This is a genomic window from Methylocystis sp., assembly GCF_021731785.1.
Classification (GTDB): Bacteria; Pseudomonadota; Alphaproteobacteria; order Rhizobiales; family Beijerinckiaceae; genus Methylocystis.
This window is the reverse complement of sequence record NZ_JAKFWS010000096.1, coordinates 17,389-30,468: the sequence shown is the minus strand read 5'-3', so window position 1 is coordinate 30,468 and position 13,080 is coordinate 17,389. Positions and strand designations below refer to the sequence as shown.

Below are 13,080 nucleotides of genomic sequence, written 5' to 3'. Positions count from 1 at the left end.
CATGGTCGAATTCGCGCTACCCAAGAACTCCGTCATCTCCGAAGGCAAGATCTGGCCGAGGCCCGAAGGCGCCGAGCGCGTCCGCGAGTTGCGCATCTATCGGTGGAATCCTGAGGACGGCGCCAATCCGCGCATCGACACTTTTTTCATCGACGCAAACGACTGCGGGCCGATGGTTCTCGACGCGCTGATCTGGATCAAGAACAAGATCGATCCGACGCTGGCCTTCCGCCGCTCCTGCCGCGAAGGCATCTGCGGCTCATGTTCGATGAATATCGGCGGGCTAAACACGCTCGCCTGCACCAAGGGCATGGATGAGATCGACGGCGCGATCAAAATCTATCCGCTGCCGCATATGGCGGTGGTCAAGGACTTAGTGCCCGATCTGACGATCTTCTATGAACAATACGCGGCGATCCAGCCCTGGCTGCGGTCCGGACCTGACCCCGAGAAGGAACGGCTGCAGTCGCCGGAGCAGCGCGCCAAGCTTGATGGTCTCTATGAATGCATCCTTTGCGCCTGCTGCTCGACGGCCTGTCCGAGCTATTGGTGGAACGCCGACAAGTTTCTCGGTCCCGCGGCGCTGCTGCAGGCGTTCCGTTGGGTGCAGGACTCGCGCGATGAAGCGACGAAGGATCGCGTCTCCTATGTCGATGACGTCTTCCGCCTTTACCGCTGCCATACGATCATGAACTGCACCCAGGTCTGCCCGAAGAGCCTGTCTCCGGCGAAAGCGATCGCGGAGCTGAAAAACATGGCGATCGCTCAGGACGAGGCGCAGGCCCGCTGAGCGCAGGTCCGCTGAGCGCCCGCCTTGATCCCGCCGCGCCGCCGGTTTAGGACGGACTCCGACATCCACGGAGATTTGCGCCATGTCGACTAGCGCTCGTCTTTCTTTCGGCCCGCTGTTTCTCGCCGCATGCCTCATGGCGGCGGGCGGCGGGGCCGCTTCCGCCCAGCAGCTTCAGTTCGATCCGAGCGCGCTCGATGCGTCTGGGGCCGTCTCGGCGCAGCCGAAGGCAAAAAAGGCCAAGGCGCAGCAATCCCAGCGCACCGGCGCTCAACAGCAGCAGCAACAGGGCGGCGGCGACCGCCAGTTTGGCGAGCTGGAGGGCTGGTCGCCGGGTAAGGCGCCGCCGGGAAAAGAAGGAAAAGAGAAGGAAGCTGCGCAGCCGAGTTCGCCCAGCGGCAAAATGCCTATCGGCATGTCGCCTTCCGGGAACATGTCGGTCGGCATGCCTTTCTAAAACTGGAGACGCCGGATCTCCGGCGGGAGTTTGATAATGGCGTATAAGGTCGCGGTCGTCGGCGCCACGGGAAACGTGGGCCGCGAGATGCTGGATATTCTCGCCGAGCGCCGCTTTCCGATTTCGGAGATCGTTGCGCTGGCGTCGTCGCGCTCGATCGGCACGGAAGTCTCCTTCGGCGACCGGACGCTGAAGTGCAAGGTGCTTGATTCGTACGATTTCTCCGACGTCGACATCTGTCTGATGTCGGCCGGGGGCGCCGTCGCGAAGGAATGGGCGCCAAAAATCGGCGCGCAGGGCTGCGTCGTCATCGACAATTCTTCGGCTTGGCGCATGGACCCTGACGTCCCGCTGGTGGTGCCGGAGGTGAACGCCGCCGCCGCTGCGGGATTCGCCAAGAAGAACATCATTGCCAATCCGAACTGCTCGACGGCGCAACTGGTCGTCGCATTGAAGCCGCTGCACGACGCAGCGACGATCAGGCGCGTCGTCGTCTCGACCTATCAATCGGTCTCCGGCGCCGGCAAAGAGGGGATGGACGAACTCTTCGCGCAGACGCGCTCGGTATTCGTTTCCGACCCCGTCGCAGCAAAGAAGTTTCCCAAGCGCATCGCCTTCAACCTCATTCCGCAGATTGACGTCTTCATGGAGGACGGCTTTACCAAGGAAGAGTGGAAGATGGTCGCGGAGACGAAGAAGATTCTCGACCCCAAGATCAAGCTGGTCGCGACCTGCGTGCGTGTGCCGGTCTTCATCGGCCATTCGGAAGCGGTGAACATCGAATTCGAGAAGCCGATTTCGGCGGACGAAGCGCGCGACATTTTGCGCGAGGCACCTGGCGTTCTGGTGATCGATAAGCACGAGCCGGGCGGCTATATCACGCCGCATGAAGCGGCCGGCGAGGATGCGACCTATGTCTCGCGCATTCGTACTGACCCGACGGTCGATAACGGGCTCGTGCTGTGGTGCGTCAGCGATAATCTGCGCAAGGGCGCCGCGCTCAACGCCGTGCAGATCGCGGAGGTGCTGATGAACCGCAAGCTGCTGGCCCCGAAGAAAAAGGCGGCTTAACGCCCAAAGCCGATCGCCGCCGCGAGATAGGCCGCACAGCAGCGCAACTCCCCGCCATAGGCGGTAAAGGCCGGCGCGGCCTCTACTTTCGGATGTGTGAATCGGCGTAATGGCACCAGCCCAATCCCGACCGCGCCGCGCCAAGCGCCAGCGCGAAATAAGGGATCCGCGGTCAAAATCGCGTCCGGTGACGGCAACCGCTTATTTGTTGATCTTGAACAGCGCGGCGTCCGGAATTTTCGCCTGGTCGATGTTGAAGAGTGAGATCAGCGTCTCGTAGCCCTGCGGGTCCTTTACCTGCCACTGCTTCAGTTTGAAGCTCTTGGGGTCGAAGATCAGACGCACATGCGAGGTGCCGCCGAAAGTCGCCTTGTCCTCGATGAAGATCGTGACGCCTAAGTCTTCAATCTTCACATCTTCGACGGTCACGTCCTTTTCGAGGTCGATCTTATCCTTCATCAGGAATTTGAGCGGCGTCTGGGTGATGAAATAGAGGTCCTGAGTGTTAAGCTTGCGGTCGCGCACCGCGACCTGCGCGCCGTCGGCGACGACCTCCATCGTCGCAGGCTGGGCATATTCGAAACGGACCCGGCCGGCGCGCTGCACATGCAATCTGCCTTCGGAGCGCTTGCCGTCGCCGCCGATCTGCACGAAATCGGCCGTCATCACCGGGGACGCATTGAAAAAGGCGTTGGCGCGCTTGAGCGCATCGGCGCGGCTCAGCGGCGGCTCGGGCGCGGGCGGCGGCGGCGTGGCGGTTGTTGCGCCGCCAGCAGCGGAGGCGGCCGCTTGCGCGGCCGGCTTTGCGCCTTTCTGGGCGGCTGGCGAGTCGGCAGGCCTGGTCTCGCCGGGCTTGGTCTCAGCAGGCTTAGCCGCCGCCGGCTTAGCGTCGATGGCTTTTCCATCAGAAGGCTTGACCTCGGCCGATTTAGACTTTGGCTCCGCGACCTTGGCCTCGCCTGGCTTCGCCTCGGCGGCCCCGCTGTCGACGGCCGCGGGCGCGCTACCCTGCAACGGCCGCGTGGAGCGCGCGACATTTGCAGCGGCGGCCGGGACGGCGAAGGAAAGCGCGGCGATCAGTGCGGCGACGGAGGTGTATTTCACGGCGGGTTCCGATTCTGGGAGCTGGTCGCCGTCTTCCTAGCATAAGTTGGCGGAAATGGGGGCGAAGCCTTACTCCGCGGCCGCGATGTCGAAAGCGCCGCGGTCGATGCCTCCGCCAACCAATATCTCGCGCTTGCCGGCGTGGTTGGGGGCGGAAACGACGCCTTCCTGCTCCATGCGCTCGACGAGCGAAGCCGCCTTGTTGTAGCCGACCGAGAGGCGCCGCTGGATGTAGCTCGTCGAGCATTTCTTGTCGCGCAGCACGATATTGACGGCGCGGTCGTAGAGGTCGCCGCCTTCCTCCGCGTCCATCGAGCCGGGCAGGGGAGCTTCGCCGTCTTCGCCAACATCGTCCTCGGCGGTGATGGCGTCGAGATATTGCGGCGCGCCCTGAGTCTTCACATGAGCGACGATTTCCTCGACCTCGCGATCGGAGACGAAAGGCCCGTGCACGCGCGAAATACGGCCGCCGCCGGCCATGTAAAGCATGTCGCCCTGGCCGAGCAGCTGCTCGGCGCCTTGCTCGCCCAGAATCGTGCGGCTGTCGATTTTCGACGTCACCTGGAAGGAGATGCGCGTCGGGAAATTCGCCTTGATCGTGCCGGTGATGACGTCGACCGAGGGGCGCTGCGTGGCCATGATGAGATGAATGCCGGCGGCGCGCGCCATCTGCGCCAGTCTCTGGATCGCGCCCTCGATGTCCTTGCCGGCGACGAGCATGAGATCGGCCATCTCATCGACGATGACGACGATATAGGGCAGCGTCGACAGCAACATCTCTTCATGTTCGAAGATCGCTTCGCCGGTCTCGCGGTCGAAACCGGTCTGCACGGTGCGGGTGATGGTCTCGCCCTTGGCCTGCGCGTCGGCGACGCGGGCGTTGTAGCCGTCGATGTTGCGCACGCCGAGCTTCGACATTTTCTTGTAGCGGTCCTCCATCTCGCGCACCGCCCATTTGAGCGCCACGACCGCCTTTTTGGGGTCGGTGACGACCGGCGTCAGGAGATGGGGGATATTGTCGTAGACGGAGAGCTCCAGCATCTTCGGATCGACCATGATCAGCCGGCACTCTTCGGGCTTTAGGCGATAGAGCAGCGACAGGATCATAGTGTTGATCGCGACTGACTTCCCGGAGCCGGTCGTGCCAGCGACGAGGAGATGCGGCATTCGCGCGAGATCGACGATCACCGGCTCGCCGCCGATGGTCTTGCCGAGCGCGATGGCGAGCTTGTGATTGGAGCGGGCGAAATCCTCGCAGGCGATCAGCTCGCGCAGATAGACCATCTCGCGGCGCTGGTTCGGCAGTTCGATGCCGATGGCGTTGCGGCCGGAGACGACCGCGACGCGGGCCGAGACCGCCGACATGGAGCGCGCGATGTCATCGGCGAGGCCAATGACGCGCGAACTTTTGATGCCGGGCGCCGGCTCCAGCTCATAAAGCGTGACCACCGGGCCGGGGCGCACGTTGATGATGTCGCCCTTGACGGAAAAATCCTCGAGCACGCCCTCGAGCAGACGCGCATTCTGTTCCAGCGCGTCCTGCGAGAGCTTCACGCCGCTCGCCTGCTTCTTGGGCTCGGCGAGCAGGTTGAGGGGCGGCGTTTCATAGCGCGCGTTGACACTGGGCGGCGCGGCGCGATTTGGGGCCCGCGTCCGGCGGGGCGCCGGCGGCGCAACCGCATCGGTTTCGTCGAGATTGCGGGCGCGCGGCGGCGCGTGCATCGGATAGATATCCTGCTCCTCGAACGTCGGCTCGACGCGCGGGTAACGCGGCGGCGGCGGCCTGTCGGTCGTCCGCGGGCCGCGCCGCCAGAGCCTGCCGGCCGCCCGCGCCGCCGACGCTTTCAGCGCCAGCCCAAAGTGGATGAGCGCGCCGAGCGAAATCAGCGCCATGCTAGGCTCGCCGCCGGCGTCGTCGTCATCGTCGGCGCCGGGACGAATGGTGACGTCATCTTCGGAAGACCGGCTGCGCATGTCGGCTTCGGATTCGAAGCCGAGACCCGCGGCGCCGGTCACGGTGAGGATCGCGACAAGAGCGGCGACGGCGCCGAACGCCGCCATCAGGACTCCCGAGCCGGCGAAGATTGTGCGCGGAACGGCAAGGATGGCGTCGCCGGCGACGCCGCCGAGGCCGGTGGGGAGCGGCCAGCGATCGGTCGCTGGCAGCAGCGACGCGGTCGCGGCGGTCGCGAAGAGGCCGACGAGCCATAGACCGACGCGGAGCAGGGCGCGGCCGATCCGTCGACGTCGCATCAGTCGCAGGCCCTGGGTCGCAATTGGCAGGATGGCGGCGATGGCGCCAAAGCCGATAAGCTGCATCAGCAGATCGGAGACGATCGCGCCCGGCGGCCCGAGAAGATTGCGGACATGGCCCGAGGTCGCGTGGTTGAACGACGGATCGCGGGCCGACCAGCTGACCAGCGACACCGTCAGAGCGGCGGCGGTCGCCACCAGAAAGACGCCCAGCAGCTCAGCCAGCCGCCGCGCCGTGAATTCGCGAAGCTGCTCGGTGAAGTGACCACTTGCATGGCTACGCATGTGAGGAGAAGCCCCGCTTAATCGCGACGCACCTGGCGCGCGGATGCGGGCAGCCTAAAAAATCTCGGTTAAGGCGCGCTTAACCCTCGCTCCCCTTTATCTTCGCCGCCGCTCGCGACCGTCTGATTGAGCTCGGCCCCATAGATGAAAATCGCCGCCAGCAGCTGGAGAAAGACGATCGCGATCATGATGGAGGCGAGGCCCGCATAGGTCGAAATATAGCTGCCGGCGAATCTCGCGAGATAATTGCCGAAGCCGGCGCCGAGAGCGATAGAGGCGATGAGCGTCAGCGCCAGGCCGGGGGCGATGAAGGCGACCCTGCGCCGCGCGGCCGGCAAAAATATGTGGGCGGCAAAAAGCGCCATCGTAAGGACAGCGGTGGTGACGCCATAGCGCACCGGCCCATAGAGATGTTGCAGTTCATGGACGACGAGAGGAACGTAACGCTCCGCGATCGCCCGCGCGAGCGGGGCAAGCACCAGGAGAATAGCGACGGCGAGAAGCGATGCGGCGCCAATAAAAACGAATAGGATCGATTCGAGCCTCAGCAGCCACCAGGCGCGCTGCTCGCGCGTATCATAGGCCCTGTTCAATGCGACGCGCAGCGCTTCGACTCCGGTTGCGGAAAAATAGATCGCGAACACGGCGCCGAAGGTGAGGAGTCCGCCATGCGGCTGCGTCAGAACATTGCGAATTTCCGCCGAAATCGGCGCCGCCACGCTTTCCGGCCAAGCCTCGAAAAGAAGCTTCGTCGCGGCGTCGGCTTCCGCATCCAGGCCGAAAAAGCCGGCAAGCGCGGTCAGAAAGATGAGAAAGGGAAAGAGCGACGTCAGAATCGACAGCGCGACATAGCTGGCGATCGGCCAACCATCGTCCTGGTTGAACTTGAGATAGGCGTCGTAAAGGATTCGCAGAAATTTTGGCATGCTAATCCCATGATAGAGGGTTGCTTTGGAATGGCGATGGCGCGAGGGAAAGAATTCGGCCGATGAAGATCTTCCCTTTACGATGCTCGATCGCCGTCGCCGTGGCCTTTGTGGTTCTAGCCCATTGGTCGAGCTTGGCGATGGCTAAAGATTGCAGCGGTCTCGATACGCAAACTGCGATGAATTTGTGTGCGGGCGACAATTTCAAGCAGTCCGACGCGGAACTGAACGCAGTCTACCAAAAGTTGCTCAGCAAGATCAGCCCGGGGGGCCAGTCGAAGCTGCGGGAGGCGCAGAAGTCCTGGATCAGATACCGGGATCAGCAGTGCGAATTTGACACGATGGGAACGATCGGCGGTAGCATTCACAGTATGATGCTGTGGCAGTGTCTCACGGACTTGACCGCGCAGCAGACGAAAATGCTGCAGCATCAACTGAATTGTCAGGAAGGCGACGTCTCCTGCGGCGGCCAATAGGCTTGCCGATCGGGCGCCGTACTTCGCAATGACCGATTTTCATCGCCGTCGAATATGTTTGCGTCCGCTAACATGACTGGGCCTTAATAGGCATCCCGCGAGCACCCGCCGACCGCGCTCGGCCAGACATTCGTGGAGCGTCGGGTCGCTCACAGCTCGCGCTGTCTCTAAGCGCACGCATCAACCTCAAGCTCACCGCGGCGTCTGCGGCGGCATAGTGGCGGATTTGTTCAAAGGCGAGATCGAGGGCCGTCGCCGGACCGTGAGGACGTCCCAGGCGCGGCGTTTTTCCGAATATTTCCTTTATGCGAGACTGATTAGCCATTAGCAGCGGCGAATTCCGGTCAGATCCCGCTGTCCGGCTAGAGTGAGGGTCTTGGACGTTCGTAACGATCAATATTCGACATCGTCTAAATTGGGGGACGTTGATGGCGAGTAGCGCGGCAACGACCGAAAGCCATGGCGCGCGGCTCGGGGCGCTCGCTCTATGCGCGCTGGGCGTCGTCTATGGCGATATCGGCACGAGCCCGCTTTATACGATCAAAACCGCAGTCGAATGGGCAGGCGGCGCGGTCTCGCCGGAAGAAGCGCTCGGCATGTTCTCGCTGATCGTCTGGACGCTAATCGTCATCACATCGATCAAATATGTTGCCGTCATCATGCGCGCCGACAATGACGGCGAGGGCGGCATTTTGGCGCTGATGTCGCTGCTCGGCGTCAAGCAGGGACGCCGCCCTTTCGTAATCGCCACCGGAATGCTGGGCGCTGCGCTGCTGTTTGGCGACGGCGCGATCACGCCGGCGATCTCCGTATTGAGCGCGCTTGAGGGATTGAAAACGCCGGCGCCTGCGATTGCGCCCTATGTCGCGCCGCTATCCGTTGTTGTTCTCATCGGCTTGTTCAGCTTGCAATCACAGGGCACGGCGCGCATCTCGAAGCTCTTCGGGCCGATCATGACGCTGTGGTTCCTTGTTATCGGCGCTTTGGGCCTGGGCGGCCTCGTCAGACATCCCGAGGTTCATTGGGCGCTCAATCCCGCCATTGGCCTCCACTATCTCGCAACCCATGGGATGGCCGGATTTCTGTTGCTCGGCGCGGTGTTCCTGTGCGCGACGGGCGCTGAAGCCCTTTATGCCGACATGGGGCATTTCGGCCGACGGCCGATCCTACTCGCATGGTATGGCCTCGTCCTGCCGGCGCTACTGCTCAATTATGCCGGTCAGACCGCGCTCCTTGTCGACCGCCCTGCAGAGGCATCCGCCAATCCGTTTTTCGATCTCTGTCCATCGGCGCTGCAACTGCCGCTTGTGGCGCTGGCGACGGTCGCGACCGTAATCGCGAGCCAGTCGATCATCACCGGCGCTTTCTCGATGACGCGACAAGCCATCCAGCTTGGGCTGCTGCCGCGCATCCACATCATGCAGACATCAGAGGAGAGCTACGGTCAGATTTACGTCGGTTTCGTCAATTGGTCTTTGATGGCGCTCACTCTCGTTTTGACCGTCTCCTTCCGCTCCTCGGAACATCTCGCCGCGGCATTCGGAATCGCCGTGTCGTTGACGATGCTGCTTACGAGCAGCCTGATGTTCATCGCGATGCGCGAAGTCTGGCGCTGGAGCCTGGCCGTTAGTCTTGGCGTCGCAGGCTTGTTCATCCTCGTCGACGGCTCCTTTGTCGCCGCCAACATGGTGAAGTTTTTTGATGGCGGATGGATTCCACTTGCGACCGCCGCGGTCTTATACTTCCTGATGAGTTGCTGGGCGGAAGGCTATAAGGACATGCGCACCGCGCTGGAGCGCGACACGCTCCCCATACCGAGCTTCGTCGCGCAATTTCGTGGCAAGCCGCGCGTAAAAGGCACGGCGGTTTATATGTCCAGTCGCAGCGATGTCGTTCCTGTTCCGCTCTTACACAATCTCAAGCATAATAAGGTTCTGCACGAACGCATCGTGCTTCTGCACGTCGAGACCGAGCAGATACCGCGCGTTAATACTTTGCAACGCGTCGAGTCAACGATGCGCGACGACGAATTTTACGCGATAACAATTCACTATGGTTTCATGGAGCAACCCGATATCCCCCGCGCGCTGCTTCTCGAGTCGCTTTCCGTTCCGTTTCACTTCAACATGATGGAAACGTCTTTCTTCGTCGGCCGATTGACGATCCTCCCGGCAGGCCTCTCAAAATGGCGGAGATTGAAGCTGCGGATCTACCAATTTCTCCACCGCAATGCGCTTCCCGCGACGGAGTTCTTTCAAATCCCGCCGGGCCGCGTCGTCGAACTTGGGGGTCAAGTCGAGATATGAGGGCTTTCATTCTCCGCGCTGGAAATGCTCGTAGACCAGCCGCGCCGTCGACTTGTTGACGCCGGGGACCTTCTCGAGGTCCGAAAGCGCCGCTTTCGACACCGCCTTCGCCGAGCCGAACGCCAGCAGCAGCGCGCGTTTCCGCGATGGCCCGACGCCGGCGATCTCATCGAGCGGATTCTTGGTGAAATCCTTCTTGCGCCGAGCGCGATGCGTTCCGATCGCAAAGCGATGCGCCTCGTCGCGCAGCCGCTGGACGAAATACAGCGCCGGATCATGCGGCGGCAGGCGAAACGGCTCGCGGCCCTCGACGAAGAAGGTTTCGCGTCCAGCATTGCGATCCGCGCCCTTGGCGATCGAGGCGATCGCGACGCCTTCGACTCCAAGCTCGCGTAAGACGTCCCGCGCGACGTCGAACTGGCCGCGTCCGCCGTCGATCAGGATGAGATCGGGCCTGGCCGGAAAGGCGTCGCCCTCCTGGTCCTTTTCGCCTTCCTTGGCGAGTCGCGCGAACCGGCGCGTCAGCACTTCGCGCATCATGCCGAAGTCGTCGCCCGGCGCGATGTCGGCGCCACGGATGTTGAAAGTTCGATAGTGCGCCTTCATGAACCCGGCGGGGCCCGCGACGATCATCGCGCCGATCGCCTGCGCGCCGCCGATGTGGGAATTGTCGTAAACCTCAATCCGATGCGGCGCTGACGCCAGACCGAAGGCCTGGCCGAGCGCCGCGAGCAGCCGCTGCTGGCTTGCGTCCTCGGCGAGCTTGCGGCCGAGCGCTTGCCGCGCGTTCTGGAGCGCGTGCTCCACCAGTTCGCGCCTCTCGCCGCGCTGCGGCGCGAGCAGTTCGACGCGACGGCCAAGCCGCGCGGTCAAAGCCTCTTCAAGCAGCGCGCCGTCCTCAATCGGATGAGAGAGAAAAACGCAGCGTGCGGAAGGATGCTCTTGATAGAACTGCGCCAGAAAGGCGTCGAGGACTTCGGACTCGGACAGCGTCGCGTCGGCGCGCGGGAAGTAGGAGCGATTGCCCCAGTTTTGATAGGCGCGAAAGAAGAACGCTTCGATGCAGAAGCGCCCGGCGTCCTTGGCGATCGCGAAGACGTCGGCTTCTTCGACGCTGCGCGGATTGATCCCCTGCGCGCCCTGAATCGCGGAGAGCGCCGAGATGCGATCGCGCAGCCGCGCCGCGCGTTCGAACTCCAGCCGTTCGGAGGCTTCGGTCATCTCGCGCGCCAGCTGTTCGCGCACGGCGCGGCTCTTGCCGGAGAGAAAATTCCGCGCCTCGCGCACAAGTTCGGCGTAATCGTCTATCGAGACTTCGCCGGTGCACGGGCCGGAGCAGCGTTTGATCTGGTAGAGCAGGCAAGGGCGCGTGCGATTGTCGTAAAAGCTTTGCGTGCAGGATCGCAGGAGAAAGGCGCGCTCCAGCGCATTCAAGGCGCGATTGACCGCCCAGACGCTGGCGAAGGGTCCGAAATAGTCTCCCTTGCGCACGCGGGCGCCGCGGTGCTTTAAAATCTGCGGCGCTTCGTGATCCATGGCGATGAAAATATAGGGAAAGGATTTGTCGTCGCGCATCAGCACGTTAAAGCGCGGCTTCAACTGCTTGATGAGATTCGCTTCCAAAAGCAGCGCGTCGGTTTCCGTCTCGACAGAGATGAACACCATCGTCGTAGTCGCCGAAATCATCCGCGCGATGCGGTTCACATGACCCGCGAGGCGCGTATAGCTCGCGACCCGCTTGCGGACGTTCTTCGCCTTGCCGACGTAGAGCACCTCGCCGTTTTCGGCGATCATGCGATAGACGCCGGGACCGTTGGGCGCGTGGCGCCAATGCTTCTTGATGACGTCGACGCCGCGCTTGACGCTTTCGGGAGTCTGGGGCGGTTCGAGAGACTCTTCGCACGGCTCCGCCTCCGCAAGCGTGTCGGCCATGTCGAAGACGTCGTCTTCCTGAGGCGGAAGATCGCGAGGATTTGTGAGCCGGGGCGTCATTGACCTAGATTTATTCGCCGCAAGCGGCGATGGAAAGAGTCGTTCGACGCGCGGCCAAAGCAAAGACTTGTGCAGAATATCGATCCGCGCGGCGTTTGCGCGGCGCGGACGCCTTGCGCGCGCCCGAGCCTTTGGCCAGACTACTGCAAAGCTTGGGCTTCGACGATCAGAGGGACGGAATGCAGGGGGCGAGGATCACAATTGGCTCGATCCTTTTTCCGGCGCTGGCGCTTGGGCTGGCCGCCGTCTTCAAGTTCGGCGAATCCTGGTTCTCTCAGATGCCGGCGTCGATTGATTTCGTTCCCGCCAGCATCGCGGCGGTACTATTGATCGGGACCGCCTTCGCCGCCCTGCAGCATGCCGAGATCATCGGCGCCAAGACCGGCGAGCCCTTTGGCACGCTCTTGCTCACCATCGCCGTGACCATTATCGAGGTCGCGATCATGGCCTCGATGATCGAATATGGCGATGACGACCCGACCGAAGCGCGCGAGGCGGTCTTCTCCGCGATCATGATCGTCTGCAACGGTCTGGTCGGCCTCTGCCTGCTGCTCGGCGGGTTCCGTCACCACGAGCAGCAATTACAGCCGATGGCGACCAGCGCCTATCTCGCCATCCTCATCGCTCTTTCGGTTCTCACGCTCATCCTGCCCGATTATACGACGTCAAGCTACGGACCGACTCTGTCCTCAAGTCAGCTCGTTTTCGTCAGCGTTCTATCGGTGCTGCTTTACAGTACGTTTCTCTTCATTCAGACGGTGCGGCACCGATCCTATTTCATCGACGTGCATGTCGCCGCCGCTGGCCACGGCGTGGCGAAGCCCTCGCGCGCCATGACGATTTTCGCGGTCGTGGGACTTGGCGCCAGTTTACTCGGCGTCTCTCTGCTCGCGGAGCGGGTGGTCCCGGGCCTCGAAGAGGGGCTTCGCTGGCTTGGCGTCGATGACGTGAACAGAGTGACCGGCGCGGCCGTCGCGATGCTGGTTCTGCTCCCGGAGTCCATGAACTCCATCAGAGCGGCGATGCGTAACGCGCTTCAGACAAGCATCAACGGCGCGCTCGGCTCTGTCGTCGCGACGATCGGGCTCACGGTTCCGGCCGTGGCGCTCTTGAGCCTTGCAACGCACCGGGAGATCATGTTCGGCCTTGAGAAGCGCGACGTTATGTTGCTGCTGCTGACATTGCTGCTCAGCGTGGTGAGCTTCGGCGCCGGCCGAACCAATCTCCTGACCGGCCTCGTGCATCTTGTCGTTTTCGCAACATATGTTTTTCTATTGTTCGTGCCCTAGCTCTCACGCAAAGTGCGTCAATCCAAGACGAAGATCTGCTCAAGGTTCACGAAGCGGCGGCGAAGGCGATAGGCGGCTGACCAAGTCTGCCAATCGTAACCGAATTGTCCAGTTGAGCGCGACTCGATGAC

General features: G+C 62.5%; 10 protein-coding genes. 6 read left to right on the top strand and 4 right to left on the bottom strand.

Going from position 1 to position 13,080, the window contains the following annotated elements; genetic code table 11:
• Nucleotide 1 precedes the first annotated feature (1 nt).
• The 3 genes from QZ964_RS15100 (at nucleotide 2) to QZ964_RS15090 (ending at nucleotide 2,318) form a co-directional block, all read left to right on the top strand.
• Complete coding sequence (locus tag QZ964_RS15100; RefSeq protein ID WP_292532468.1) at nucleotides 2-790, top strand: succinate dehydrogenase iron-sulfur subunit; 789 nt, start codon at nucleotides 2-4, stop codon at nucleotides 788-790.
• 82 nt (nucleotides 791-872) lie between these two features.
• Nucleotides 873-1,247 (top strand): hypothetical protein, encoded by a 375-nt coding sequence (locus QZ964_RS15095; RefSeq protein ID WP_292532467.1) that lies wholly within the window; start codon nucleotides 873-875, stop codon nucleotides 1,245-1,247.
• Nucleotides 1,248-1,283: 36 nt separating this feature from the next.
• Nucleotides 1,284-2,318 (top strand): aspartate-semialdehyde dehydrogenase, encoded by a 1,035-nt coding sequence (locus tag QZ964_RS15090; protein WP_292532466.1) that lies wholly within the window; start codon nucleotides 1,284-1,286, stop codon nucleotides 2,316-2,318.
• A 201-nt stretch (nucleotides 2,319-2,519) separates the two neighbouring features.
• Here QZ964_RS15090 and QZ964_RS15085 read toward each other — a convergent pair whose 3' ends face one another.
• From QZ964_RS15085 to QZ964_RS15075, 3 genes are all read right to left on the bottom strand, one after another.
• Entirely contained in the window at nucleotides 2,520-3,422 is a 903-nt protein-coding gene (locus tag QZ964_RS15085) for an outer-membrane lipoprotein carrier protein LolA (RefSeq protein WP_292532465.1), read from the bottom strand.
• Between the two features lie 69 nt (nucleotides 3,423-3,491).
• Nucleotides 3,492-5,960: a DNA translocase FtsK gene (locus QZ964_RS15080; protein WP_292532464.1), complete on the bottom strand. Its 2,469-nt coding sequence runs from the start codon at nucleotides 5,958-5,960 to the stop codon at nucleotides 3,492-3,494.
• A gap of 68 nt (nucleotides 5,961-6,028) precedes the next feature.
• Nucleotides 6,029-6,886, bottom strand: a complete 858-nt coding sequence (locus tag QZ964_RS15075; protein WP_292532463.1) for a YihY/virulence factor BrkB family protein — start codon at nucleotides 6,884-6,886, stop codon at nucleotides 6,029-6,031.
• 62 nt (nucleotides 6,887-6,948) lie between these two features.
• On the opposite strand from QZ964_RS15075, the gene QZ964_RS15070 reads away from it, so the two are divergent.
• Nucleotides 6,949-7,362 (top strand): lysozyme inhibitor LprI family protein, encoded by a 414-nt coding sequence (locus QZ964_RS15070; protein ID WP_292532462.1) that lies wholly within the window; start codon nucleotides 6,949-6,951, stop codon nucleotides 7,360-7,362.
• 428 nt (nucleotides 7,363-7,790) lie between these two features.
• Complete coding sequence (locus QZ964_RS15065; RefSeq protein WP_292532461.1) at nucleotides 7,791-9,668, top strand: potassium transporter Kup; 1,878 nt, start codon at nucleotides 7,791-7,793, stop codon at nucleotides 9,666-9,668.
• 6 nt (nucleotides 9,669-9,674) lie between these two features.
• On the opposite strand, the gene uvrC is transcribed toward QZ964_RS15065, so the two are convergent.
• Nucleotides 9,675-11,600, bottom strand: coding sequence for an excinuclease ABC subunit UvrC (gene uvrC, locus QZ964_RS15060; protein ID WP_292532494.1), 1,926 nt, complete (start codon nucleotides 11,598-11,600; stop codon nucleotides 9,675-9,677).
• 191 nt (nucleotides 11,601-11,791) lie between these two features.
• Here uvrC and QZ964_RS15055 point away from each other — a divergent pair, with 191 nt between their 5' ends.
• Entirely contained in the window at nucleotides 11,792-12,949 is a 1,158-nt protein-coding gene (locus QZ964_RS15055; protein WP_292532460.1) for an ionic transporter, read from the top strand.
• Nucleotides 12,950-13,080 lie beyond the last annotated feature (131 nt).

Excerpts from the sequence above, each read along its gene's own strand:
- QZ964_RS15090 (WP_292532466.1), top strand. The coding sequence starts at position 1,284 with ATGGCGTATAAGGTCGCGGTCGTCGGCGCCACGGGAAACGTGGGCCGC.
- uvrC (WP_292532494.1), bottom strand. The coding sequence starts at position 11,600 with ATGGCCGACACGCTTGCGGAGGCGGAGCCGTGCGAAGAGTCTCTCGAA.
- QZ964_RS15065 (WP_292532461.1), top strand. The coding sequence starts at position 7,791 with ATGGCGAGTAGCGCGGCAACGACCGAAAGCCATGGCGCGCGGCTCGGG.
- QZ964_RS15070 (WP_292532462.1), top strand. The coding sequence starts at position 6,949 with ATGAAGATCTTCCCTTTACGATGCTCGATCGCCGTCGCCGTGGCCTTT.
- QZ964_RS15095 (WP_292532467.1), top strand. The coding sequence starts at position 873 with ATGTCGACTAGCGCTCGTCTTTCTTTCGGCCCGCTGTTTCTCGCCGCA.
- QZ964_RS15080 (WP_292532464.1), bottom strand. The coding sequence starts at position 5,960 with ATGCGTAGCCATGCAAGTGGTCACTTCACCGAGCAGCTTCGCGAATTC.
- QZ964_RS15075 (WP_292532463.1), bottom strand. The coding sequence starts at position 6,886 with ATGCCAAAATTTCTGCGAATCCTTTACGACGCCTATCTCAAGTTCAAC.
- QZ964_RS15100 (WP_292532468.1), top strand. The coding sequence starts at position 2 with ATGGTCGAATTCGCGCTACCCAAGAACTCCGTCATCTCCGAAGGCAAG.